The organism is Microcoleus sp. FACHB-1515 (assembly GCF_014696105.1).
Classification (GTDB): domain Bacteria; phylum Cyanobacteriota; class Cyanobacteriia; order Elainellales; family Elainellaceae; genus JAAUTJ01.
The window spans coordinates 145,886-170,995 of record NZ_JACJPO010000020.1 but is presented as its reverse complement, the minus strand read 5'-3'; the positions used below and the strand labels follow the sequence as shown (position 1 = coordinate 170,995).

21 protein-coding genes are annotated in these 25,110 nt (G+C 53.6%); 17 read left to right on the top strand and 4 right to left on the bottom strand.

Features of this window, described 5'->3' with window-relative positions; all coding sequences use genetic code 11:
* The first annotated feature begins 275 nt into the window (after positions 1-275).
* Positions 276-1,514 carry an exodeoxyribonuclease VII large subunit gene (gene xseA / locus H6F67_RS06370; protein WP_190764457.1) on the top strand — a complete coding sequence of 413 codons (1,239 nt, stop codon included), beginning with the start codon at positions 276-278 and terminating at the stop codon, positions 1,512-1,514.
* Positions 1,511-1,765 (top strand): exodeoxyribonuclease VII small subunit, encoded by a 255-nt coding sequence (xseB, locus tag H6F67_RS06365; protein ID WP_190764455.1) that lies wholly within the window; start codon positions 1,511-1,513, stop codon positions 1,763-1,765. The genes xseA and xseB overlap by 4 nt, the downstream gene beginning before the upstream one ends.
* A gap of 95 nt (positions 1,766-1,860) precedes the next feature.
* Here the strand turns inward: xseB and H6F67_RS06360 are convergent, their stop codons facing one another.
* Complete coding sequence (locus H6F67_RS06360; protein WP_190764453.1) at positions 1,861-2,337, bottom strand: CRR6 family NdhI maturation factor; 477 nt, start codon at positions 2,335-2,337, stop codon at positions 1,861-1,863.
* Positions 2,338-2,610: 273 nt separating this feature from the next.
* Between H6F67_RS06360 and H6F67_RS06355 the strand changes: the two genes are divergently transcribed.
* From H6F67_RS06355 to H6F67_RS06335, 5 genes are all read left to right on the top strand, one after another.
* Complete coding sequence (locus tag H6F67_RS06355; RefSeq protein ID WP_190764880.1) at positions 2,611-3,054, top strand: Fur family transcriptional regulator; 444 nt, start codon at positions 2,611-2,613, stop codon at positions 3,052-3,054.
* 337 nt (positions 3,055-3,391) lie between these two features.
* Positions 3,392-4,396: a multicopper oxidase domain-containing protein gene (locus H6F67_RS06350; protein ID WP_190764451.1), complete on the top strand. Its 1,005-nt coding sequence runs from the start codon at positions 3,392-3,394 to the stop codon at positions 4,394-4,396.
* Positions 4,397-4,479: 83 nt separating this feature from the next.
* Complete coding sequence (locus H6F67_RS06345) at positions 4,480-5,487, top strand: helix-hairpin-helix domain-containing protein (RefSeq protein ID WP_190764450.1); 1,008 nt, start codon at positions 4,480-4,482, stop codon at positions 5,485-5,487.
* Between the two features lie 88 nt (positions 5,488-5,575).
* The gene (locus H6F67_RS06340; protein ID WP_190764448.1) at positions 5,576-6,505 is read left to right on the top strand and encodes an FTR1 family protein; all 930 of its coding nucleotides are present in this window, start codon (positions 5,576-5,578) and stop codon (positions 6,503-6,505) included.
* 117 nt (positions 6,506-6,622) lie between these two features.
* Positions 6,623-7,387, top strand: a complete 765-nt coding sequence (locus H6F67_RS06335; protein WP_199304284.1) for an ABC transporter ATP-binding protein — start codon at positions 6,623-6,625, stop codon at positions 7,385-7,387.
* 196 nt (positions 7,388-7,583) lie between these two features.
* Here the strand turns inward: H6F67_RS06335 and chlP are convergent, their stop codons facing one another.
* On the bottom strand, positions 7,584-8,807 hold the full coding sequence (chlP, locus tag H6F67_RS06330; protein WP_190764444.1) for a geranylgeranyl reductase: 1,224 nt from the start codon (positions 8,805-8,807) through the stop codon (positions 7,584-7,586).
* Positions 8,808-9,065: 258 nt separating this feature from the next.
* Between chlP and H6F67_RS06325 the strand changes: the two genes are divergently transcribed.
* From H6F67_RS06325 to H6F67_RS06285, 9 genes are all read left to right on the top strand, one after another.
* Entirely contained in the window at positions 9,066-9,659 is a 594-nt protein-coding gene (locus H6F67_RS06325; RefSeq protein ID WP_396797664.1) for a CPBP family intramembrane glutamic endopeptidase, read from the top strand.
* An 828-nt stretch (positions 9,660-10,487) separates the two neighbouring features.
* Positions 10,488-11,603 (top strand): glycosyltransferase family A protein, encoded by a 1,116-nt coding sequence (locus H6F67_RS06320; protein ID WP_190764442.1) that lies wholly within the window; start codon positions 10,488-10,490, stop codon positions 11,601-11,603.
* Positions 11,604-11,614: 11 nt separating this feature from the next.
* On the top strand, positions 11,615-13,408 hold the full coding sequence (locus H6F67_RS06315) for an ABC transporter ATP-binding protein (protein ID WP_190764440.1): 1,794 nt from the start codon (positions 11,615-11,617) through the stop codon (positions 13,406-13,408).
* A 5-nt stretch (positions 13,409-13,413) separates the two neighbouring features.
* Positions 13,414-14,622, top strand: a complete 1,209-nt coding sequence (locus H6F67_RS06310) for a glycosyltransferase family 2 protein (protein ID WP_190764438.1) — start codon at positions 13,414-13,416, stop codon at positions 14,620-14,622.
* Positions 14,615-15,652, top strand: a complete 1,038-nt coding sequence (locus H6F67_RS06305; RefSeq protein ID WP_190764436.1) for a glycosyltransferase — start codon at positions 14,615-14,617, stop codon at positions 15,650-15,652. Before H6F67_RS06310 ends, H6F67_RS06305 begins: the two co-directional genes overlap by 8 nt.
* Positions 15,649-16,701, top strand: coding sequence for a glycosyltransferase family A protein (locus H6F67_RS06300; protein WP_190764434.1), 1,053 nt, complete (start codon positions 15,649-15,651; stop codon positions 16,699-16,701). The genes H6F67_RS06305 and H6F67_RS06300 overlap by 4 nt, the downstream gene beginning before the upstream one ends.
* 62 nt (positions 16,702-16,763) lie before the next feature.
* Positions 16,764-18,137 (top strand): glycosyltransferase, encoded by a 1,374-nt coding sequence (locus tag H6F67_RS06295; protein ID WP_190764432.1) that lies wholly within the window; start codon positions 16,764-16,766, stop codon positions 18,135-18,137.
* Positions 18,094-18,864, top strand: a complete 771-nt coding sequence (locus H6F67_RS06290) for a class I SAM-dependent methyltransferase (protein ID WP_190764431.1) — start codon at positions 18,094-18,096, stop codon at positions 18,862-18,864. Before H6F67_RS06295 ends, H6F67_RS06290 begins: the two co-directional genes overlap by 44 nt.
* Entirely contained in the window at positions 18,852-20,249 is a 1,398-nt protein-coding gene (locus H6F67_RS06285; protein ID WP_242020527.1) for a glycosyltransferase family 4 protein, read from the top strand. The genes H6F67_RS06290 and H6F67_RS06285 overlap by 13 nt, the downstream gene beginning before the upstream one ends.
* A gap of 54 nt (positions 20,250-20,303) precedes the next feature.
* Here H6F67_RS06285 and H6F67_RS06280 read toward each other — a convergent pair whose 3' ends face one another.
* Positions 20,304-20,816 carry a type IV pilin-like G/H family protein gene (locus H6F67_RS06280; protein ID WP_190764429.1) on the bottom strand — a complete coding sequence of 171 codons (513 nt, stop codon included), beginning with the start codon at positions 20,814-20,816 and terminating at the stop codon, positions 20,304-20,306.
* A gap of 366 nt (positions 20,817-21,182) precedes the next feature.
* Positions 21,183-22,517, bottom strand: a complete 1,335-nt coding sequence (locus H6F67_RS06275; RefSeq protein WP_190764426.1) for a class I SAM-dependent methyltransferase — start codon at positions 22,515-22,517, stop codon at positions 21,183-21,185.
* Positions 22,518-22,801: 284 nt separating this feature from the next.
* Between H6F67_RS06275 and H6F67_RS06270 the strand changes: the two genes are divergently transcribed.
* A complete protein-coding gene (locus H6F67_RS06270; RefSeq protein WP_190764424.1) occupies positions 22,802-25,108 on the top strand; it encodes a pentapeptide repeat-containing protein in 2,307 nt (768 codons plus the stop codon).
* Positions 25,109-25,110 lie beyond the last annotated feature (2 nt).

Below are 25,110 nucleotides of genomic sequence, written 5' to 3'. Positions count from 1 at the left end.
TCGGGCGTGAAGGCCATCCAGCTTAACCCGAATATCAAAAGTCTAGTTACTCTATAAACAGTTGCTCCTTACTATATTGTAAATTTTTTGGAGCGGTTCTGCATACAGACGTACTAGAAAAAGTGACAATCTTTCCCCCTCATCCCCTAGCCCCTTCTCCCACCGGGGGAGAAGGGGGATCGAGCCTTCAAAGTCCCTCTCCCACAATGGGGAGAGGGATTTAGGGTGAGGGCACTCTCGCCTCCCATCAAACTATTTTTCCCACGTCAGCCGCCATGACGTTCGACCTGCCCAATTTACTGCTTCCCGATACTGCCCTTTCGGTCGGGGGCTTGACTTCCTACATCCAGGATTTGCTAGAGCAAGATGACCAGCTTCAGCAAATTTGGGTGACAGGTGAAGTGTCGAGCGCCAGTCGCTACCGCAGCGGCTTGTTTTTCACGCTGCAAGACCCGGACGCGCAGGCCGCAATTAGCTGTGTGGTCTGGAGCAGCCAAATTCCGCGACTGATGGCCGAACCGCGATCGGGCGAACAGCTCATCATTCTTGGTCGAATTCATCTGCATCCGCAACGGGGCAACTACCAGCTTATCGTTTGGCAAGCGCTACCCGCAGGAGAAGGACTGCGAGCCTTGCGCTATCGGCAGTTGCGCCAGCGCTTAGAGGCCGAAGGTTTGTTCGATGAGGAGCGCAAACAACCCTTACCTGAACATCCCCAGACGATCGCCGTCGTCACTTCCCCGCAAGCCGCCGCCTGGGGCGATATCCAGCGCACTCTCAAGCGTCGATATCCCGGTTTGCACGTGCTATTTTCTCCCGCCTTAGTGCAAGGGGATCAGGCTCCCGTTTCACTCGTGCGGGCGATCGAACGAGTCCAGCGCGATGGACGGGCGGAAGTGCTGATTTTGTCTCGCGGTGGGGGAGCGATCGAAGACATGGCCTGCTTCAACGATGAACGAGTCGTCCGCGCCATCTGCGAATGCGCGATCCCCGTCGTTTCCGGCATCGGCCACCAGCGCGACGAATCGCTGGCCGATCTCGCTGCGGATGTTTGCGCCCACACGCCCACTGCTGCCGCTGAACTGGTCGTGCCGCTCCTCAGCGATGTTTACGCTGACCACAAAGAGCGCGTCCATCTGCTGATGCAAATCTACTCGCAGCACATCAGCGGCATCCAAGAACAGCTTCATCGGTTGCGGGAACGCTTGCGGCGGCTGCAAATCGATCGCCAAATTCGGCAGGAACAACAGTCGATCGCGTGGCTCCAGCATCGCCTCATTCAGGAAGCCACTCGCCAAATGCAGCAGGCGCAACAGCACACGCAACTGCTGAGGCAAAAATTGATTAGCCTTGATCCGGCCTCAGTTCTTAGACGCGGTTATGCGATCGTGCGTCAAACTGATGGCACGGTGGCGCGATCGCCTGCCAGTCTAATTCCCGGTCAAGAACTCACGATTCAACTCTTTGAAGGTCAAATTAAAGTCACCGTTTCCTCTTCTGAAAAAGCACCATGACTCGTTCTGAATTTACCTCAAATGGTTCGTCTCCGAAGCTCGATCGCCCCGATTGGAACTACGAAGAAACGGTTGCCGAAGTAGAAGCAATCATCAGCCGTTTGGAGATGGGCGAGCTTGAATTAGCAGACGTTTTTGAGCAGTTTACAAAAGCGATCGATCGCCTCCACCAATGCGAAGCCTTCCTCAATCACCAACAGCAACAAATGGATTTATTAGTTGAAACGTTGCTCGATGAACCAGATTTTTAATTTGTGGGTGAACCGTTCGAGGTTGTGCCTGATCCGGGTATATGATTTCGATCCTGATTCGCTATTTGGCGATCGAGTGTGCGAAGCGATCACGCTCAACCCAATAGTATAAAAAACTCCTCGTCCAGGTCATAGCCCAAGGTTTGCGTCATAAATCGCAGCTTGGTCGGACTAAACGCGCCCTGCTGCTGAAGCCAATCAGCCAGCACAAACACCTTGTTCATCACAAATAGCTCTAGCGCTTCGGGGTTGTACTGAATGCCTTCAGTTTTGTTGAACTGATGCGGAACGAGCATCGCGGCGTAGCGCGTCAGTTCGCCGTTTTCCCAACTCAACAGCCAGGGCAGCCAAGGATAGCGAGCATCCGCTCGAAGAAACCACAGGCGCACTTCCGGAATTTCCGATAGTTCACGCGGATCGCCCGCTTCGCGCGGAAAATTGATCGCAAATGCCAGATCTTGTTCGTGCTGCGGAACTTCTCCCGCTTGCAGCCAGGGTTCGATCGTTTCGGTCAGCGGTGACAGATCGAGGCGATCGAAATGCTGGGCTTGCAGTGAAATTGTGGTTGTCATCTCAAATCTCTCCTCAAATCCATCGACTTCTCTCTAGGGGTAGACGCGAACACTATAGACAGTCAAATCTGTTTTAAGTTAAAGTTGTAGTGAGTTCATCTTAGAACTCCTATCTTGAACGGAATGCAATGGCCGTATTGAGACAGACTTCACAGTGGTAAACTCTGGCTTTGTCTGGTTGTGCATTCATCAAGCCTGCGTCAGCTAAGTACATTTTCTTATCGACCCCGGTAGACTGTAAGGTAGGCAATTTATCCGCCCAGTGTGTCAGCTATGCAAAGTGAAGCTGCTGCGAAAAAACCAATTCGATCGCTCGAAGACGCTCTCGATCGCTGTCAGGCGCAGGGAATGCGCTTGAGCAAGCAGCGACGTTTTATCTTAGAACTTTTGTGGCAAGAAAAAGAACACCTTTCCGCTCGCGAAATTTACAACCGTCTCAACCACCAAGGCAAAGACATCGGCCACACCTCGGTCTATCAAAATCTTGATGCGCTAGCAGAACAGGGCATCATCGAGTGCATCGATCGCGCGGATGGTCGGCTCTATGGCAACATCAGCGATCCACACAGCCACGTCAACTGCCTCGACACCAATCAAATTATGGATGTGCATGTTGAGCTGCCTGCCGAACTGATTGCCCAAATCGAAGCAGAAACAGGCGTCAAAATTACCGAATACTGCGTCAACTTCTTTGGCTATCGAAATGTAGACGCATAATCTTCATCTCTACAGCGAATCGATCGAAAAGCTCACTCGTGCTGGGTGGGCTTTTTTGCTGGGGCGATCGATTTTTTGATTCCTCATCCCTCGCAGCGATTGCTGCTGGATGTCCAGCACGTGATTGTGTTCGAGGCGAGCAATAGGCGGACGTGAGGCAAAGTCGATTGCTGTCGTAGTGCAGAGTTAGTGAATGCTTGTGACAAGAATAATAGAGATTTTACCTGCTATTTTATAATGTTTTAACACTGTTTTACTTTATAAACTCCGTATTGCAAGTAATATGCAATAGGGCGATCGATAAACAGTCTACAGCGATCGATCCGAATTTCCAAACATGGGGGAATCAGAAGGCACAAATTCTTGGAAAAAGCAGCTTTGGAGCCGTCGCCGTTTTCTAGCAGGTGCGGCAGGAGTTGGCGCAACCGGGGCGGTGCTGGCGAACCAGCGTTTCGATCGATTGCGTCCCGCTGCCATTCCCGCGATCGCGGCTGACCTGCCCACGCAGGGCAACGGCATCAGCCCGATGCAGTTTTGCCGCGAATTCGACTATGGAATTGTCAAACAAGAAAACGGACGGACGGTTCGCGAATTTGAAATCACCGCCAAAAGCACCACGCTCAAGCTCAACGACAACACCGAATATGTCACCTGGAACTATAACGGGCGCGTTCCGGGACCAACCTTGCGGGCGCAAGCGGGCGATCGCGTCCGTGTCCTGTTCCTTAACGAGGGTGGACATGCCCACACCATGCACTTTCACGGCTTTCACACCAGCGAAATGGATGGCATCCGCCCGGTTCGCAACGGGACGGCCTTTATCTACGAGTTCGACGCCGAACCGTATGGCCTTCATCTCTATCACTGCCACATTGCGCCCGTGACACGCCACATTGGAAAAGGACTGCACGGCGTTTTCATCATCGATCCGCCTGATCCCCGTCCGCCCGCTGACGAAATTGTTCTGGTGATGGAAGGCTATGACCTTGACGAAGACGAACACAACGAGCTGTACGCCTTCAACGCGCTGCCCAACTACTACATGCAGCACCCGATCGAGATCTACCAAAATCAGCTTGTGCGGGTGTATGTCCTCAACGTGACGGAGTTTGATCCGGCCTTGACGTTTCACCTGCACGCCAACTTTTTCGATATCTATCCGACTGGAATGACGATCGCGCCAACGGGCAAAAGCGACGTGATCACAATGGGCATGGCCGAGCGGCACATTTTGGAATTCACCTATTCGCTGCCTGGAGAATATATGTTTCATCCACATCACGACAAAATTGCCGAAGCGGGCTGTATGGGCTTGTTCAAAGTGCTGCCGCAAGCGGCCTAAATGTTGTTTACGGATTGGCAATTCATCTTGTCCTCTAGATGAGAATTTCTTGCATCAACTGTTGAATCGACTAGGAACTGATTATGTCGTTGCGTATACTCTTTCGCTACTTGCTGATGGCGATCGCCGTCATCTTTCTCGTGATTGGCCTCAACAACTGCGCCAACACCACACCCACTCAAACCACTTCTCCCGCCGCCGAAACTGCCGCACCCGCTGACACCGCAACTGCATCGGGCGACCCCAAAATCAACATTAATACCGCGATTCTCTCGGAACTCGACAAGCTCGAAGCTCAGCTTGGCATTCCTGCCTTGTCCAACCAAATTCAAGCAAGCCGTCCGTATGGCAGCACAGAAGATTTGGTGAGCAAAAATGTTTTAACGCAAGAGCAATACGACCAGATTAAAGACCAGGTGACGATCGAAGAAATCGAACTCACAGGCGAAGCCAAAGACGTAGACTACCTGACAAAATTGGCGCTAATGCAGGGTCACATGCTCGTGGCGGGCGAACTGCTCCAGCAAAATCTGCCCGATCAGGCAGATCCCCATTTAGGCCATCCGGTCGAGGAAATCTACGTGGATGTGGCCGACCAGCTTTCAGAGCGAAACGTGGCGGAGTTTAGCGATGTGCTGACGCGCGTTCAGGATTTGGTGAAGAACAATCCGACCAGTCCGGACGTGCAGCCGGAATATCAAAAAGCCGTTGCCGCTGTGGATGGAGCGATCGCTGCCCTGCCCGAAGCGGAACGCTCTTCGCCTGCGTTTGTCCTAAAAGCGATTAATGAAATGCTCGACACGGCAGCGGCAGAATACACCGCAGCCCTCAGCGGCGACAAAATTACCGCCGCGATCGAATATCAAGATTCTCGCGGCTTTGTGATGTACGCCAAGGACACGCTTTTGCCCAAAATCGAAGCGCAACTGACACAAACCAACGCCGCCGTTGCCCAAGATCTGAAAACCAAAATGGAAACGTTAGCGAAAGCCTGGCCTGCCGCAGTTCCTCCGGCAACGGCAGTCGTTCCCGCTGCGGAATTGGCAAATCAGGTGAAAGCGATCGAACAGGCTTCGGCCTCAGTCAGCTAGCTCATTGAACAGCGCGATCGCCACTGGAATTCAAGTCAGAAATGGCGATCGCGCTAAATTAAATTCTTTGATTTCTTCACATCAGCCAATGGATTTTAGTGTTGTTGCCCCCACGTTTTTGATTACGCTGCGCGAAGGCGTTGAAGCGGCGCTGATCGTCGGAATTGTGCTGGCTTACTTAAAGAAAGCAAAGCGATCGCAACTCAATATTTGGGTGTATGTCGGCATTGGTGCAGGTATTCTAGTTAGCGCGTTGATTGGCATTTTGTTTGGCTGGATCTTGCAGGCGATGGGCGCTCTGAGTCCGGCTGGGGAAGCGGTAATGGAAGGCGTTTTTAGCGTCTTGGCGATCGTGCTTCTCAGTTGGATGCTGGTGTGGATGACGCAGCAGGCGCGATCGATGAAGGGCATGGTGGAAGGCGAAGTTGCCGCCGTTCTGAAACAAGACAGCGCGGCGGCTTGGGGCATTTTTAGCTTGATCTTTGTGGCCGTTTTGCGGGAAGGATTTGAAACAGTGGTGTTTATCACAGCAAAGTTTCAGCAAGGGTTACTTCCAGCCTTGGGCGCATTAGCAGGTTTGGCAGTGGCGGCGGGAATTGGTGTTTTGATGTTTCGCTGGGGCGTGAAGATTAATTTGCGGTTATTTTTTCAGGTGATGGGCGCACTGTTGCTGCTGATTATTTCAGGATTAGTTGTCACCGCACTGGGTCATTTTGATGCGGTGATGCAAACACTCGCCAGTCAAAATCGCGCTTCTCAATCGCTGTGTTTCTATTACGAACATTTCACCAGGGTTCATTCTTGCGTGTTGGGATCAGACGTTTGGGATCTGTCGAAAGTATTGCCAGAAGATGAGTTTCCCGGCTTATTGTTGAGTGCTTTGTTTGGCTATACGCAGCGACTTTATCAAGTGCAGGCGATCGCCTATCTGCTGTTTTTGTTCACGATCGGCAGCCTCTATTTTCAAAGTTTGTCGGGTCGCGCTTTCTTCCGCCCCAGTCGCGCCAGTAAGCTTTAATTGTTGGTAGTCGATCGCACATTTCGCTGTGCCGCTTCAGAGTTAGCCTAAAGCAAATTTTGATTGCGATCGCTTATGCTTAACGCTAGCCCGTCTCTTGATCTGCGGCAACCGAACATGCTCGATCCTGCTCCAAAAATGGAGATTCGCGACCTCTCCAAATCGTTCGCCGCCTCCAATCAAGCGCTGCTCGTCCTCGACAGCATTAACCTGAAACTGTACCCGCGTGAATTTGTCTGCCTCGTGGGAACATCCGGCTGCGGCAAATCTACCCTGCTCAACATCGCAGCGGGACTGGTGACTCCGACATCTGGACAGGTTCTAGTCGATGGGCAACAGGTGACGGGACCGGGAAGCGATCGCGGCATGGTCTTTCAAAACTATACGCTCTATCCCTGGCTGACGGTGGCGCAAAATATCGCCTTTGGGCTGCAACTGAAACAGATGTCCAAGGCCGAACAGCGCGATCGCGTCAACTATTATCTAAACGTGGTTGGCCTAACGCAGTTTGCCAATGCTCACCCCAAGCAGCTATCAGGCGGGATGAAGCAGCGCGTTGCGATCGCTCGTGCCCTTGCCAACGAGCCGGAAGTGCTGCTGATGGATGAGCCGTTCGGTGCGCTTGACGCGCAGACGAAAGAGCAGATGCAGCAGTTTCTCCTGACCCTGTGGGAGCAGACGCACACGACGGTTTTGATGATTACGCACGATGTCGAGGAAGCGATCTATCTGTCGCAACGCATCTATGTGATGAGTGCGCGGCCCGGTCGGCTGAAATTGGAACTGCCGATCGATCTGCCAATCCCGCGCGATTTGGAAGTGAAACTGTCGCCGGAATTTGTCGAAATTAAGCGCCAAGTGCTACACGCCTTGCGCGAGTAGGCGGCGATCGGTGAAAAACGCCCCCTAAATCCCCCATGAATGGGGGACTTTGAGGATTGTCTGCGAGCGCGATCGCTTGCCGCTGCGGGTGCGATCGGCTTGCCGACACCCTTCTCACAAAAAAGCACCGAAGCCGATCGCTCCGATGCCAAAGTGTGTGAGGTTGTGGAGATGTTACCGCAATTGGGCAACGGTGTTAAGGTGCAAGAGCGTTGCCGCGCAGCAAGCTGCCGATCGTCTTTGCCGTAATCTTCAACTGCGTGATTGGATTGGCGGGAACGACCGTTTTGTAAAGGTAGCTGTCGAACGTCAGCTTTTGCACATCGATGTCCGAACACATTTCGACAAACGCCTCGCGGGTTGCGTCCGATCGATAGAACACGCGCTGCAACAAATCCAGAACCAGATAGGTTGCGCCGTACTGTCGATCCCAGCGCTTCAAGTAAACCTTGAGGTCGGCTTCGGTGGGGATGCGATCGCCTTTTTGGGAAAACTCGACGATCGTTTCGGCACACATCCGCGCAGACTTGGCCGCGAAGTAAATGCCTTCACCCGACGATTTTGTTACGGTTCCGGCGGCATCTCCGACCAGCGCGACGCGACCAACGACACGACGCGGGCGCGGATGTTCGGGGATCGGGTGCGCTTCCACCTTGATGATTTTGCCGCCTTCGAGTCGCTTGGCTGCGCGAGCGCGAATGCCTGCTTGCAGCTTTTTGATGTCGGCTTTGTGAACTTTCATTGTGCCCGTGCCGACTGCCACGTGATCGTATTTGGGGAAAACCCAGGCGTAGAAATCGGTCGAAACATCGTCACCGACGTACATTTCGGCCAGTTCTTCGTAGTAGGCCATTTTGTCTTCCGGCAGACGAATTCGCTCTTGAAAGGCGATCGCATAGTTGTAGTCGCCCGCATCGATCGCCTTGGCAATCCGCGAGTTTGCCCCATCCGCACCAATCACCAAGTCTACTTGCAGCGTTTTCGCTTCGCCTTCCAAATTGCCGCCAGAGTGGTCGGCATAGTGGAGCGTGTAGGGATCAATGTTGTTGGTGGGAATGTCGAGTCCGTGAACCGTGCCGTTGATCAGCTTCGCACCGAGCTTGTGAGCGCGATCGCGCATGAAGCCGTCCAGCACTTCGCGGCGACACATGCCGATATATTCGTCATCGTTGAGCGTCTGACCGATGTTGACTTCGACATTCGAGGGCGAAATCATTTTCATTTTGCGGACGCGGCGATCGATGATCTCCGGCGGCAAATCAAACTCGCTCACCATGCACAAGGGAATTGCACCGCCACAAGGTTTGGCGTTGTCCAGCTTGCGCTCAAATAAATAGGTTTCGATTCCCGCTTTTGCTAATGTCTCGGCGGCGGAGGAACCAGCAGGTCCCGATCCGACAACTGCAACCCGTAGTGCCAAGATTCCAACTCCTAAATTCCGCTTAGGCTACGCAAAGCATCGTATCACGGAGGTTTTGGGTACTTCACCGTTCTATTTCGAGATTGAAACAGAGCTTAATGTTTGGGGTGAGGAGTGAGGGGTAAGGAGTGGAAAATCTCGATGATTGTTGGGCGATCGAGCCTGCTGAAAGCTGAGGAGGAGGAAACACCTCAAAAAGACCAATCGCCGCTTTGATTTCAGTGTTAGCCTGAAGCCATTGCGTTAGCCGAAGCCGTCGTGTCTGAATTGCCTTCGCCCCAAACTGAATCGCTGAGCCGAATGCAGATTTTGCTGGCGATGGGATTGACGGCGATCGTCTTGCTCTGCGTGGCGCGGCTGTGGCTGCTGTTTGACTCGGTGCAACTGCTGTCTACGCGCTGGAGTGCGATCGATCTGCTGGTCGGTGTAGCGATCGGGCTGGGGATCAGCGGGGCGAGCAGCATTGTCTACCGCTTCTGGAAAAATTATCGTCAAAGCGCAGATTACTACCTAGCGCTGATTGTCAGTCCGCTCGTGTGGATGGATTTGGTGTGGCTGGGGCTGCTGCCCGGACTGAGTGAAGAATTGCTGTTTCGCGGCGTCATGCTGCCTGCGATCGGCCTAAATGGATTTGGGATTTTCATTTCGGCGCTTTGTTTTGGTGTGTTGCACTTTAGCGGTGCAAATCACTGGGCGTATGTGGCTTGGGCGGTGACGATCGGTTTAGTGTTGGGATTTTCTGCTTTGGCGAGCGGAAATTTGCTGGTGCCGATCGCGGCTCACGTCACAACAAACTTGCTGTCAAGCTGCATTTGGAAGCTGACGCACCAAACGGTTGAAGCAAACAGCTAAATCAAGGCAATCTGCTGTTATGTTTAGTGCATCGTCTGCTTCACACAGTCTTTATCAAATTTGCTAGAAGTATGTTTTTTCAGTGTTTTTCGCTGTTTAGGCAAACATCAAATTCAAAGTTAAATTAAGTGTCGTAGAGCGATCGAAATTAATCGTTAGATGTGGCAAGCATCGGAAAAGCAATCGCTGGAATAGCGCGATCGACTGCTCACTTGGCGGATTCTTTGGTCTAGCTAAGAATATTGCGACACCTACCAGCACGATAGTCTTGCTGAAAAGCGGGTGTGCATTATCTTTTCAAATTTGCAAGCGACCAATGAGATGATCTTTAAACAGAATCGATCGAGGTTTGATGTAGATCAATATTGTCTTCATTGCGATCGCTTGACATCAAGCAGATCGCAAGCTTGAGCAAGTTGAATGCATCAATTCATCTAGCGTCAATTCATCTAATAGTATTTCGTGTTCAACATCTTCGTTTCAATGGCAACTTCCTAATTCTTTGATTAAAATTGATTCAACAGCATCTATCTTTCTCCTAGAAAAAGCTGCCTGAGTGCCGTTGAGCAATCTAGTGGCAAAGCAAATCGATTGCAGTTGCCAAAAACGTTAAAGCTTGGGTGGCTGAATACTACCGTGCCTGTCTGGTATTTCTGCGGACAGCGATTCCACTGCGATTAAATTGCGATCGCCGCTTGGTTTTTCAGAAATCATACGGAGTAATCCTGACTTTCCCAGCGGCTATGATGCCCTGGCAAAGCAGCGACACTGTGCGGGCGTGAGCAAACTTGGTTGCGAAAAATTTTGAAGCGATTGAAGGATGAAGTGATGCCTCGTGATACTCCCTTGGTATCCGTGATTATTCCGGCTTACAATGCCGCTGCTTTTATCGATCGAACGCTGCGATCGGTGCTATCACAGACCTACGGCAATTTGGAAGTGCTGGTCGTAGACGATGGCTCAACCGACCAAACATCAGCGATCGTCACCGCCTTTGCCCGTGAGGACAAGCGAGTCCGGCTGCTGCAACAGGCAAATGCGGGCGTTGCTGCCGCTCGCAATCTGGCGATCGCCCAGGCCAACGGTGAGTTTATCGCTCCGATCGATGCCGACGATATTTGGTATCCGGACAATCTGGAAAGGCAAGTGGAGTGCTTGGTGCAGAGCGGTGATGCTGTGGGACTGGTGTATTCCTGGTCGGTAGATATTGACGACTCCGATGCTTTGATTGGCAGTTTTCGGGCTGCCAAAATAGAAGGCAATGTTTATGCCACGCTGGTTTGCCACAACTTCTTGGGCAATGCGAGCGCGACGCTGATGCGGCGCAGTTGTTTAGCGCAGGTAGGCGGCTATAATGCAGGGCTGCGATCGCAACAGGCGCAGGGCTGCGAAGACTGGGATTTGTACTTGCGAATTGCGGAGAAGTACGAGTTTCGCGTGGTTCCAGCCTTTTTAATTGGCTATCGCAAATTGTCGGCCAGTATGTCCTGTGATTTTACGCAGATGGCGCGATCGCACCGATTTGTCATGCAGGCGGTTCAGCAGCAGCATCCAGAACTGCCGCCCGGAATTTTTCGCTTGTCGCGCAGCAATTTGTATCTGTACTTTGCTCACCAAAGTCACCGCTTCAAGCAGCACCGCACCACGCTATTTTGGCTAGGACAAGCGCTGCAAGCCGACATCGTGACGCCCTGGATTCGCTTTGGGCTGTATTCGCTGCTGCTGCAAAGCCTGGGAGGACTGCTGCGATCGGCCATTTTTCCATCGGATCGGCTAGGGCAACATCACACAATCGATGCGGCAAAGACGTTGACCGAGATTGAGCAGCAAAAGCGATCGATCGCGCTGATGCTGCTGGTTGGCGATCTATTTCATCAAGTGATTGCTCGCTTCACGAATCAACCATTGCAGCTTGCCGCCGACTCATCTGGTTCAGATTCTTGACGAGGCACTGCATGAAGAATTTTGCTGCATTTCAACGACTGCTGCCTCTGGTCAAGCTTTTTCCCTGGGCGATTCCTGCGATCGTCGCGTTGGGCGTGTTGTCGTCGCTGTTTGAGGGATTGAGCATCAGTTTGTTTATTCCCGTGCTGCAAACGCTTTTGCAAGATGCTCCTCAGGCAGCCACCAACAGCCCGCTGCTTCAGGGATTGTTCCGCTTGCTGGCTGGCATTCCAGAGCGCGATCGCCTGTGGCTGCTGCCCGCTGCCATCTTCGGCTGCATCTTGATCAAAAACGGACTGAGCTATATCAACACGGTTCTTTCGGCCTGGCTTAGCGCTCGGATCAGCCATCGCTTGCGATCGCAGGTGTTTGAGCAGTTGCTCAGCGTCGGCTACAGCTATCTAGAAACGCAAGAGTCTGGCAAGCTGATGAACACCTTAGCCAGCGAAACCTGGCGCACCAGTCAGGCACTATCTACGCTGATTAGCCTAATCACCACCGTTTGCACAACCGTCGTGTATGCGGCGCTGCTGATGCTGATTTCCTGGCCGCTGACCTTGCTGATTGGCGTCGTGATGGGGTTGATTTCTCTGATCATTCAGCTTGTCACGCGCCGCATCAAGATTCTGGGTCAGCAGGCAGTGCAGGCCAACGCTGATTTAGGCGTGCGTATGTACGAGGGATTGGTTGGGATGCGAACCATCCGCGCTTTTGGGCAAGAAGATTACGAGCAGCAACAGTTCGATCGCACGTCGCGGCGCGTTCAAAAAGCGTTGCTGAAGCTCGATATTGTCTCTGGAACGGTGCAGCCGCTGTATGAGCTTCTTTCAGCTCTGCTGGTGCTGAGTATTTTGGTGCTGGTGGGGCTGCACGATCGCGCTTCGCTGCCGACGCTGCTGACGTTTTTGTTTATGCTTTACCGCTTGCAGCCGCAGATGCAGCAGATTGACGGCTACCGCACGTCGCTTTTGGCACTCTCTAGTTCGATCGATGATGTATTTCTGTTTCTCGATCGCGACAGCAAACCGTATTTGCGATCGGGCACAGTTCAATTTTTGGGGTTGCGGCAGCAGATCGCGCTGGAGTCGGTCAGCTTTCGCTACACGGCGCAAGACCAACCCGCGATCGACCACATCTGTTTGCAAATCGCGGCGGGCAAAACAACCGCACTGGTGGGGCCATCGGGAGCAGGCAAGTCAACGCTGATTCATTTGATCTGTCGCTTCCACGATCCGAGCGCAGGAGAAATTTGGGTTGATGGTCAGCCGCTGCGATCGCTTGACCTGAAAAGCTGGCGCGATCGCATGGCGATTGTCAGTCAAGACATTCACATTTTTAATGCAACGATCGCACAAAACATTGCCTATGGCTGCTCAACGGCCAGCCGTGCTGAAATTGTGGCGGCGGCAAAACAAGCTCATGCCCACGAATTTATCAGCCAGTTGCCCCAAGGCTACGATACGCCAGTGGGCGATCGCGGCATTCGGCTCTCTGGCGGACAGCGGCAGCGCATCGCCCTTGCCCGTGCCATCATTCGCGATCCCGACATTCTAATTTTGGATGAAGCGACAAATGCGCTCGACAGCATTTCTGAATTTTTGATTCAAGAAGCACTCGACCTGTTTGGCCGCGATCGCACCGTGATCGTGATTGCCCACCGCTTTTCCACCATTAAACACGCCGATCAAATCGCAGTGCTCGACCAAGGGCAAATAGTCGAGCAAGGAACGCTCGATCGCCTGCTGCGTCAAGATGGGCTGTTTGCTCAAATGTACCGATTGCAAAATCGCGCCCTTAAACCCTAGTTCTTATGCCCTACGCGATCGTTCACCTCGAAGTTACGCAACCTCTACCAACCCTGAACATTCCTGCTGACAAAACAGGCGTTGCCCTGATTGTCCGCCGCCACGATAAACCGATCGGGCTGCTGCTCAAAGCGTTGCCTGCGCCTTGTGCGATCGCGCCTGCCGAACTTGCAGACTGGCTTGCTCAAGACATGAGTGCAAAACTGCTGCAAGAGCGTTTGCATGAGGAGCTTGCACTTCCTGATCAACCCGTCAATTTTCCCAGCTTAACCGTTGCCATCTGCACGAAAGATCGCCCCGATTCCGTTGAGCGATTGCTGCGATCGCTGCTGCCCCTGCAACAAACTTCTCAGTTTGAAATTTTGGTTGTGGACAATGCGCCGAGCGACGATCGCACTCAGACCGTCGTGGCCGCCTTTGCCAGCGTTTGCTATGTCCGTGAACCGAAAGCAGGGCTGGATTTTGCGCGGAACTGCGCTCTGCAAACTGCAACTGGAGAACTGCTGGCGTTTCTCGATGATGATGTTGTGGTCGATCGCCAGTGGCTCAATGGCTTACGGGAAGCTTGGGCAGAAAATCCGGATGCCGCAGCGTTTACGGGGCTGGTACTGCCCTATGAACTCGAAACGGAAGCCCAAATTTTGTTTGAGCAGCGCGGCGGCTTTCGGCGCGGATTTGAGAAAATTCGCTACGGCCAGTATTTGCCGAACAACGTTGAATACCCTTGCGGATCAGGAATTTTTGGGGCAGGCTGCAACATGGCGTTTCGGCGCGATGTGCTGCGGGCGATCGGCGGATTTGACGACGCACTCGACACAGGCGCACCGCTACCGGGCGGCGGCGACATCGACATTTTCTACCGTATCATTCGAGCAGGCTACCCGCTGGTGTATGAACCGCGCTACCTCGTCTTTCACCAGCATCGCCGCGAACTCAAACAGCTTCGTCGTCAGTACTGGAGTTGGGGTTTGGGGGTCATGGCGTTTGTGACGAAATCCTATCGGTGTGATGCATCGCAGCGATCGAAGCTGCTGCGGCTAATTGCCTGGTGGTACAAAGACAAGTTTGGGCAACTGCTGTGCAGCTTTACGACTTCGCGGCAGGTTCCGCCCGTCATGATTTTGGCTGAACTCTGGGGCGGAGTAGTCGGACTGCTGGGTGAATACGATCGATCCTGCGATCGTGTCAATGCCATTCGGAGTCAGTATGAGTGAATTTCATCCTTATCGCGCTGTGATTCCTGCCGTGAGCGATCGCGATCGTCCGTTATGGTCAGTGATGATTCCGACATACCACTGCGCGGACTATCTGCGGCAAACGCTCGCGGGCGTCCTCGCTCAAGACCTCGGTGCGGACGTGATGCAAATTCAAGTGGTCGATGACCACTCCACCTTGGATGATCCCGAAGCCGTTGTACGCGAACTGGGGCAAGGCCGAGTCGAGTTCTACCGTCAGCCGCAAAATGTCGGGCATACCCGTAACTTTGCCACTTGTCTGGAGCGATCGCGCGGCCATCTCGTTCATCTGCTGCACGGGGATGACTGCGTGCTGGATGGCTTCTATGTCACGCTGCAACGTGCCTTTGCCGAACATCCTGAGATCGGTGCGGCCTTCTGTCGCCAAATCTATATGGACGAGCAGGGACACTGGCAAGCGTTTTCCGCGCTTGAGCAGCCCGATCGCGGCATTTTGGCAAACTGGTTGGAAAAAATCGCAGTCTATCAGCGCATTCAAACGCCCTCGATCGCCGTGCGCCGCAGCGTCTACGAACATCTGGGTGGATTTGATCAGCGGCTTTCTTGGGCAGAAGATTGGGAGATGTGGGCGCGAATTGCGGCTCACTATTCCTGCTGGTATGAGCCGCAGCCGCTCGCTGCCTACCGGATGCATTCGGCATCGAGTACCGGACGCCACGCCTGTACTGGGGAAAATATCCGCGATTTGGTGCGGGCGATCGAAGTGATCAAGCCCTACCTGCCTTCAGCCAAGGCCGAGGAACTGTCTCGGCGCTCTAGAGAACACTGGGCGTTTTATGCGCGATGGCTAGCGTATCAGATGCTGGCACAGGGCAAACTCGATGGTGCGATCGCTCAAGTGCGATCGGGCATCTTGTGTGGACAGTCTTTCAAAGTGAGATTGGCAATGATTCCCCTGCAATTGCGAATTGGACTGCGCTGGATGAAACAAAAGCTTCAGCCCGTTTCGTCTGCTCAGCCAACCGTCAAGGCGGAGATGCCGCGATGAACCAGCCTACCGTTTACCGAGCGGCGATCGCTCCGGTTCCGACCGATGCGCCCCGCCCCTTGTGGTCGGTGATGATTCCGACGTACCACTGCGCGGACTACTTGCGACAAACGCTCGCGAGCGTCCTCGCTCAAGACCTCGGTGCGGACGTGATGCAAATTCAAGTGGTTGATGACCACTCGACTCTAGATGACCCTGAAGCGGCAGTACGAGAATTGGGACAAGGCCGAATTGAATTTTATCGTCAGCCGCAAAACGTCGGCTACATTCGTAACTTCGAGACTTGTCTGGAGCGATCGCGCGGCCATCTCGTCCACCTACTGCACGGTGATGATTTAGTCCGAGTGGGCTTCTACCAAAAACTTCAGCGGGCATTCAAGCAGCATCCTGAACTGGGAGCCGCTTACTGCCGCCATATCATTTGTGACGAGTACGGACACTGGCAGCGACTTTCTCCGGTAGAACAGTCGCAAAGCGGCATTCTCAGCGATGCGCTGGCGCGAATTGTCAGCCGCCATCCGATTCAAACGCCCTCGATCGCCGTGCGTCGCAGCGTGTATGAGCAGTTGGGCGGGTTCGATCGCCGCATGGCTTCTTGTGGCGAGGACTGGGAAATGTGGGTGCGAATTGCCGCTCATTATCCTGTTTGGTTTGAAGCTGAGCCACTCGCCATCTATCGCTCTCGTGCTTCTTCCCTAAGTGGAAAAGCCATGCGGACTGGGCAGAATCTTCGCGATGTTCGGCTGGCAACTCAACTCATTCAGCCTTACCTGCCCGCTGCTCAAGCCAAATTGCTTCATCAGCAGGCCAGCCATCTTTGGGCATTTTGGGGGTTGAGTTGTGCAAGAGACATGCTGGCGCAGGGCGACTACAGCGGGGGACTAGTGCAAATCCGCGAAGCGCTTTGCTGTGCGACTTCTGCTTCTGTCATTCAATTTTTGCCGTTGGTTTTATTGGCGATCGTTTCGCACTGGAATCGACAGCTAAGGCAAGCGTGGAATCAACTGCACTGCGGCAAAACTGAGTTGTCGCGATCGGAGGAGCTGTAAGCAATGGCAAGCCTAAAATTCGCCTCGAATCAATTGTGGAAAAGCGCTGGGAGGCAAGCCTCGTGACTAACTTTTTGCCCTGGAAAATTCTGCACCTAGATTTGAGTCAGACCATTCCCGATCTGGCGATCGCACCGGGATATCAAGGGCTGTATCTGGTGTTTTGGTGGAAGACAATTCCGCTGGGGCATCGAGAACTCGTGTCTGCTCAGTTGCCGATGCCTGCTAGCCAAGTTGCTCATTTAGCCGCGCAGACGATTACCCCTGCGATCGGGCGACACTGGCTCAAGCAAGGCTTCATTCCGAATCTTGTTGCAAACTTGAATAAACCCGATCCGAAGCAAGCTCCGCCGCAGTTTGCCGACCTGCTGGCGATCGAGCATCCGCTGCATGAACTGCCCGCTCATCTGTCACCGCCCGATTCACAAGAGACGATTTCGATCGTGATTTGCACGCGCGATCGCCCGCAAGCGTTGGCGCGGTGCTTGCAGTCGATCGCGCAATTGTCGGTTACGCCGAATGAAATTTTGGTGGTGGACAATGCGCCCACCTCGGATGCTACTCGCGATCTGGTGGCTCAGATGCCGCAGGTGCGCTACGTTCTGGAACCGCAACTGGGACTGAGTTATGCCCGCAATGCTGGCATTGCTCACAGCACAAGCGACATCATTGCCTTCACCGACGACGATGTGGAAGTGCATTCTGACTGGATTGCTCATCTGCGCTGGGGCTTTGTCGAACCGGAAGTCATGGTGGTGACTGGGCTGGTTCTGGTGTCGGAACTGGCAAGCGAATCGCAATGGCTGTTTGAGCGGTACTGGTCGTTCAACCGGGGCTATCGCCGCAAAGTTTTCGATCGCGCCTTTTTTGAGCAAACGCGATCGCAAGGCGTGCCCGCACCCTGCATTGGCGCTGGGGCAAATATGGCCTGCCGTCGTGCGGCATTTGAGCATCTAGGCGGATTTGATGTGCGGCTGGGCGCAGGTGCATCTGGCTGTAGCGAAGACTCTGAGTTTTGGTATCGCGTGCTGGCCGCAGGCAAAAGCTGCATCTATCAGCCAACCGCGATCGTTTACCATGCCCATCGCGCCACTTTGCACAGCTTCAATGCTCAAATCAACGCTTATATGCGAGGCTATGTCGCGGCGTCGCTAATTCAAGCACAGCAGCATTTTCACTGGGGCAACTTGTATCCTTTGGTCGTCAACCTGCCAAAGTATTACCTGCGGCGGCTGCTGTTTGGCTTGGCGATCGGATTTCAGCCAGGCGACAAAACGCTGAAAGCCGAAGTGAGCGGATATTTATCTGGATTTGGCTATTATCTGCGTCGCTGTTTGTTCAGTTCTAGTCAGACGTTGCCGCCCGATCGCCAATCATCTTCCCTAGAAACTCATGCTCACCCTGTCAACCTTTCCTGCAACACCCGTGAAATATAAACAGCAGCTTAGTCAGTTTTTAAGTCAAAATCCGTTTCCTCGTCCACTGACGCAAGGCTTTTTCTACCGCGAAAAGATGACGGCGATTCATGCGATCGCGCCGGATGTGCCGCTCCAGGCCATTCTCGAAGTGGGCGGTGGCCCCAGCGGACTCACGGCCATGCTGTATCCGCAAGCTCACATCACCAATCTCGATCTCAATCCTGAATATGCAGCGGCACCCTGCAACCAGCAGCCGCAGGTGAAGTTTGTCTGCGGCGATGCGACGGCGTTGCCGTTTGGCGATCGATCGTTTGATGCGGTGACGATGTTTGATGTGCTAGAGCATATTCCCGACCACCATCAGGCGATCGCTGAAGTGAAACGGGTTCTCAAACCCGGTGGTTTTCTGCTTGTCAGCACGCCCAACGAACACTGGCGCTTTCCCTACTATGACTTTATGAAGCCTTTTTGTCCCCGCGATGTGGATGTGATGGCCGAGTGGGGACATGTGCGACGTGGCTACAGATTGGATGAGCTAGAAGCGCTGATTGATCTAGCCTGCCAGGACTATGCCACCTTCATCAATCCCATGACGGCGATCGGGCACGATGTCGCCTTTTCACGACTTTCACCGCTGAAGCGTGAGCTTTTCTGTACGCTGCTGAGTCCTTTGACCTGGTTTGGCTATCTGACGCACAAACCGCATTCGATCGGCACTGAAACGGTCTCGGTATGGCAGGTATAGCAGGGCAGGGGCGATCGCAGGGCGAACAGATGCAGCAAAACAATCATCACAGCACGACGACCTCCACACCGACGATCGCGCTACTCCATTGGGGAAACGTTTGGGAAGATTTTCTCGACCCGCTTGATGTTTCTTTAGAAGCCTTTTGCCAGCAGGGGCCGGGCGGCTGGATGCTCGGCTACATTGCTGCCTTGCAAGAAGTGCAGGTGAGAACCGTTTTATTTTTGTTTTCGCGGCAGGTCGATCGACCGCAGCGAAAAATTCATGCTGCCACTGGAACGACTTTTTGTATTCTTCCCGCACCAAAGGTTTACCGATCGATCGATCGCCGCATGGTCAATCCGTATGGGTGGACGGTGAAGGATACTTTTGGCGAAATGAATCGTTTGCGTGCGATGCTTGCAGGATTGGCGCGTGATCTTGCTCCTTACCTTGCCACGCCACTGATTACCCTTGCACAAGAACTGAAACGCGAAAATTGCACGGCGATTTTGTGTCAAGAGTACGAGTATGCGCGGTTTGATCTGTGCGTGCTGCTGGGCAAACTGCTCCGTCTGCCTGTGTTTGCAACATTTCAAGGCGGCGACTTTCAACTGAGTCGCCTGGAACGATTTATTCGTCCTCATACCCTACAGGCTTGTGCGGGCTTGATCGTTGCTTCCCAAGTTGAAATTCAGCGGTTGCAGAATTGTTATGCGAATTTGCCTGGTGACAAAATTACCCAAATTTTTAATCCGCTGGATTTGAGTTTGTGGCAGAGCAGTTCAGCAGAACGAGCCGAAATCAGAACTGAGGTTCGATCGAAACTGGCAATTCCTGTGGATGCCAAGGTGGTTGTCTATCACGGACGCATCGAGATTTATCGCAAAGGGCTGGATATTTTGATTGCGGCTTGGGCGCAGCTTTGCCAGGAGTTTCCTAACCAAAATTGGTGGCTGCTGTTGGTGGGAACGGGCAGCGATGCGCCGCAACTGCGCGATCGCATTGCCAGCCTGCCGACACAAACGGTGCGCTGGATGGATGAATATATTCTCGATCGCCAGACGATTCGACGCTATTTGTGTGCTGCCGATCTATACACCTTGCCTTCTCGCCATGAGGGATTTCCGGTTGCGCCGCTCGAAGCGATGGCCTGTGGACTGCCTGTGGTCGCCGCAGATGCGCCTGGTGTGCTGGACATTCTTGAGGATGGGCTGCAATCCGGCGGCATTGTGATTCCCCGTGAACAGCCGAACGAACTGGCACACTCGATCGCGCAACTGCTTCAGGATGATGCGCTGCGGCTGCAACTGGCTCGCAATGCTCGCGATCGAATGGAATCTTGCTTTTCCCTCAAAGTGGTTGGCAAACAACTCCTTCACTGCTGTTTGAACAATAAAAAATAGGCGGAAGGTCATCTCCTTCCGCCTGAGTTCGATCGAGCGTATTGCAAGCAGCAATTAGCGCATCGGGTCCATCGAGTCTGGGCACTTGGCCTCGTTGCTGACGAGCGTTGGGACAGCGGCTGCCGTAGCGACCTGCTTGGTTTGGCAAGCAGCAACCGAGGTCAAGCCTTGATCCGTGACAAACACACCACCGCTGAAGTTTTTCAGCGATTTGTCGCCTGCTACGGTTGAAGAAACGATCTTGGCTGAGTTTCCAGCATCAGCGGTGAGCGTGTAGGTGTAGTCTTGTGTTGCAGTGGGAAGGCCGATCTCCAAATTCGTAAAGTTCGTGGCGAATTCAGGGTTTTCGATCCGGTAGGCTTGCTGAGCGCGGTTGACTGCACCGATCGTCGTTTTTGCTTCGGTCATTTTGGCTTTGGCAGCCTGGTTGAGGAAGGAAGGCAGGGCGATCGCCGCGAGAATACCGATGATAATGATCACCACCAGCAGTTCGATCAAGGTGAAGCCTTTGTCCTTGTTTTTCGTGACGAGGTGCTGCAAGAACTTGGCTTTCAGTTCGGTTTTCATGAGAATCGTTTCTCCTTTAGGTTCGGGACGATGGATTTCTAACTCCTGCAACTAATTTGCCCAAGCCTTGTGCGTTTCATATCATCCATGTGGAAAAAATTCTGTAGAAACAGCCTGCCCTCATCCCCTAGGGTGTGTTTTAAAACCTCCTGGTGGTTAGATTTCTCCACTGAGATCCCCCTAAATCCCCCTTGAAAAGGGGGACTTTGAGCGGTTCGGCTCCCTCCTTAGTAAGGAGGGTTGGGGAGGATCACTGCCTTTTGAAACACGGCCTAGCCCCTTCTCCCTAGGGAGAAGGAGAATCTGTTGCCTCACTCCTCCGGGGTGAGGGGTGAGGGCAAGCCGATCGCCTGACCAGACCGCGAGCTAGATCGATCGCTCTGGCAGCACAAACAAAAATGCCTCAAGCTGATTGAGCATTTTTTTGATCGTTTGAAAGGCGACTTCTGGCGTGGTGGGTTCGAGCGTCACCGGATGGACGGGGCGCACCTTGAGGAAGCGATCGACCAGAACCTTGAACGGCTGCGGCGACTCCCACAAGGGCAGCAAACAAGACGCATTCGTATTTTCAATAAACACCTGACCCAAGCTGGAAACACTGACGAGGCGATTGATCTGGAACTGGGTGGAATCTTCGATCGCCTTGGTCAACGATTCGCGCATTGGTTCAGTCCGCAATTGTGGATGCAGGTGAATGATTGCATTTTGCCAGTCGTGATCTGACCAGTCATCGATCGGCGTGATCTCCACGTTGTCCGGATGGGTACACCAAAAGTCGAGCAGGCGATGCACAGGATGCATCAGTTCATACGCACGTAGACGTTCTTCCGGCGACGCGCCCAGCAAGCTCAAGCCGATGTAAGCAGGGAGATCGTCTGCATCTTTGAATAGATCGGTGACTTCCCACTGTCGCCAGTTGACCATGCTGACAAACTCCAAATCCGTTTCGCGCAGCATTGCAAACATCTGGGCAACGGTGAACCCTTTGTCGCCCAGCAGCAGATGATTCATCAAAATGGTTTGTTCTCCGTCTGGCCCTTCGTACTGAGGTTGCCAGTTTTGCGCCTTGAGTGCCACATCGTCTTTGAGCGCCTTCATCGTTTCGATGACGATGCCCACTTCTTCCTCACCCGGATTGTTCTCCGTCAGCCCCAGCATTTGAAACAGCGCTTGGCCGCGATGATAGCCCTGCCGCTGATAGGCACTGTGTAGATTGGTTCTGAGCAATCCCTGCGGCTTCAGCACCGACTTCATCACGTGCAGCCCTGCGATCGGATTTGGCAGGATATACAGCAGTTCATCGCAGTTGATATAGTCAAACGTCATGCCAAGCTGCGGAATGTCATCGACTGACATCGCATGAAACTCAACATTTTCAAAACCGTGATGCGCCAATCGCTGCTTTGCCAAATCGATCGACAGCGGCGACAGATCGATCCCGACAATTTTCGCACCCGGATTTGCTTCGGCAAGCTGCAAAGACTTATAGCCACTGCCACAGCCCACATCCAAAATCAGCTTGTCTTGCGTATCTACCACGCGCTGATAGCGCAAATAGTAAGGCGTCACCATGTTGTGAATAAACAACTGGTTGTAGTCATTTTTGGGCGAATTTTCCAGCGGAATGCGCGGGTAGGGAGAGCGATCGTACTGCTCGCGAATGCGATCGAGGTCGATTTGAGACGCTTGACGAGATTCCATAGGTTGTCTTGTCGTTGGAAGGCGATCGAGTTGAAATGAGCTTGCTTTTTAGTATGCCCAGTTGCCTGTGAGAAGTCACAAGCAGACAAATTTGCAGGAGAGTGACAAGGGGGGTTCTACGGAGGTAATCCTCTTTGCGCTTCGCGATCGGGTGTCGGGCGTTGGGGAGCGAAGATCAAGATGCGAGATTTCGCGTCTGTACCGGGGGGAGAGGGAGGGGTTGGGAAGTGTCAGAATAAATTGTGCCGCCTTTTGAACCCCAAAGACCCCTTGATACTGATGCAATGCGAAGCGCTTTAACGCCTCCCACCGATCGACCCTTGCGTGGGGGTGCAGGGGGGGACGACCCCCTGCTGGGGTTGGAGGTTTGGAGGAGGGGCAACGCCCCTAGCCTCCAATGGTTCGGAAAATCGAAAGGAATTCAAAAGGCGATCGCGCCATCTGCTTCCGAGCTTCTCACCATCATTCTCGCGATCGCCCTCGCCCTCCTACTCATCTTTTCCCACCCCAACAGTGCCCAAGCCGCGATCGCCCAACCCGCTCGCCTTCCACTCACCCTCGAACTCCTTCAACAGCGCATCGCCAACCCCACCCCTGCTGATGGCGTGCGATCGATCGATTTGCGCCGCTTCATCATCGACCTGCGCTCTGAAAACGCTGCCTTTCGCGACTCGTTCTACCGCCTTTTGCAAATTCAACTGCGGCGATCGAACACGCCAACCGGAATCGATTTGAGCTATTCACAAATCTTGGGCGAACTCAAATTCAGCGACTTCGGCTTTCCCGAACCGCTCTACGGCCAGCCCACCCCACTTTTAAGTGAAGGCGAACAAACGCAGCTTCAGCGCGATCGCCTCCGATTGCTGCAACTCAGCCAACTGTCGCGATCGCTCCTCGCCCGCCAGCCCGCCCCTCAGCAAATCACCGTCTTTCGCGGCCCCTTAAAACTTGTGCAAACCCGCTTCGAGGGCATTGCCAACTTCAGCAACACCTTTTTCCTGGCACGAGTCGAAGCCCAAGGCGCAGATTTCGACCAGACCGCTGCGATCGAATCGCGCTTCGGTCAAACTGCCAGCTTTGCCGGAGCAGTGTGGCGGCAAGATGCCCAATTTCGGAGTGCAATTTTCTTCGATCGCGCCAGCTTCAACCAAGCGCAATTTCAGGGCAGCACCACGTTTCAAAGCAGCGAATTTCAAAAAACCGCCAACTTCAGTCAGGCCAGCTTCCACCACGCCAACTTCAGCCGCATCCAGTGGCAAGGCAACGCCGATTTTGCTCAAACCCGCTGGCAAGCAGCCGTCAGCTTCGATCGCAGCCGCTTTCAGCAGTCAGTCTTTTTCAGCGATGCTGTCTGGAGCGATCGCGTCACCTTTTATGAATCCCAGTTCAGCCAGCCCGTGAATTTGCGCGGCGCTAGCATTCTCGATCGCGCCGATTTTGGCGACGCCAGCTTTGGCAAATCCGCATATTTGAACGTCGCTGGACTGCAATTTAGCGCCGATCGCGCTCGCATCTTGGGCAATCCTGGCATTGTCGGGCGCGTCCTTTCCGTGCCAACTTTGCGCGGCAATGAAACTCTGCTGCGAAACTTGGTGCGAAACTTTCGGCTGCAAGAGCAAATCACCGACGCCAATCAGATCGAATACACCACCGAACGACTGAGGCTGCAAGAACTCAAGCAGCGATTGCTTGGCACAAATTTGAATACCGCCTCGATCGAACAGCTTCGGCGCATCGGGTTTTCGCCCGACCAAGCCGCCGCCATTCTTGCGGCTCGATCGCCCCAACCGCTTCGCAATCTCACCGATTTGCTTAAACTTTCCGGCATCGACTTGGCAACCTATGTGCGAGTGCGCGATCGCGTCGTGGTGACTCAGGCGCGATCGATTCCTTCCTGGCTGCTGGATGCGGTGCACTGGCTCGGCCTGAACTTGCTGTTGCTGTTGAGTCAGTACGGCACGAATTTCTGGCTGATTTTTGGCGTGGGACTGGTGGCGATCGCCTACTTCGGCTTGGTGTTTTGGCTGGTCGATCGCTGCCGCCGCCGCATTCCCCAGCCAATTTTGCCAAACTTCAGCGAAACGGTATGGATGCTGAGCGGCTTTAGCTTTCTCACCTTGAGCGGGCTAGCGGCGATCGTTCGCACCTCGCAGCGTCCCGGTTGGACGATCGCCTGCCTTGCCCTCGTCTTGCTGCCTGTGCCGATCGCCCTGCTCACCGTAATTTACGGACGCGGACGCTATCACGATCTGATGAACGTCAGCTACTTCGAGGAAGAAGGCACGCTGCGCCAATTGCGAATCGTGATCGGACGTTTGCCTATCCTGCCGCGCTACGAAATGTTTCGCGAACGCTACCTGCCGATCTTGTGGGAGCGTCGCTGGAACTGGCTCAACTACTTTGATTTCAGCTTGAACAATCTGCTGAAGATCGGCTTCAACGATATTCGCCTGCGCGATCGCGCCTTGCCCGGAGCGATCGCCACACTTGCCTGGTATCAGTGGAGCCTCGGCCTGCTCTATATTGCTCTGCTGCTGTGGACGCTTTCGCGCACAATTCCCGGTTTGAACCTGCTGATCTACTTCAAGTAGGG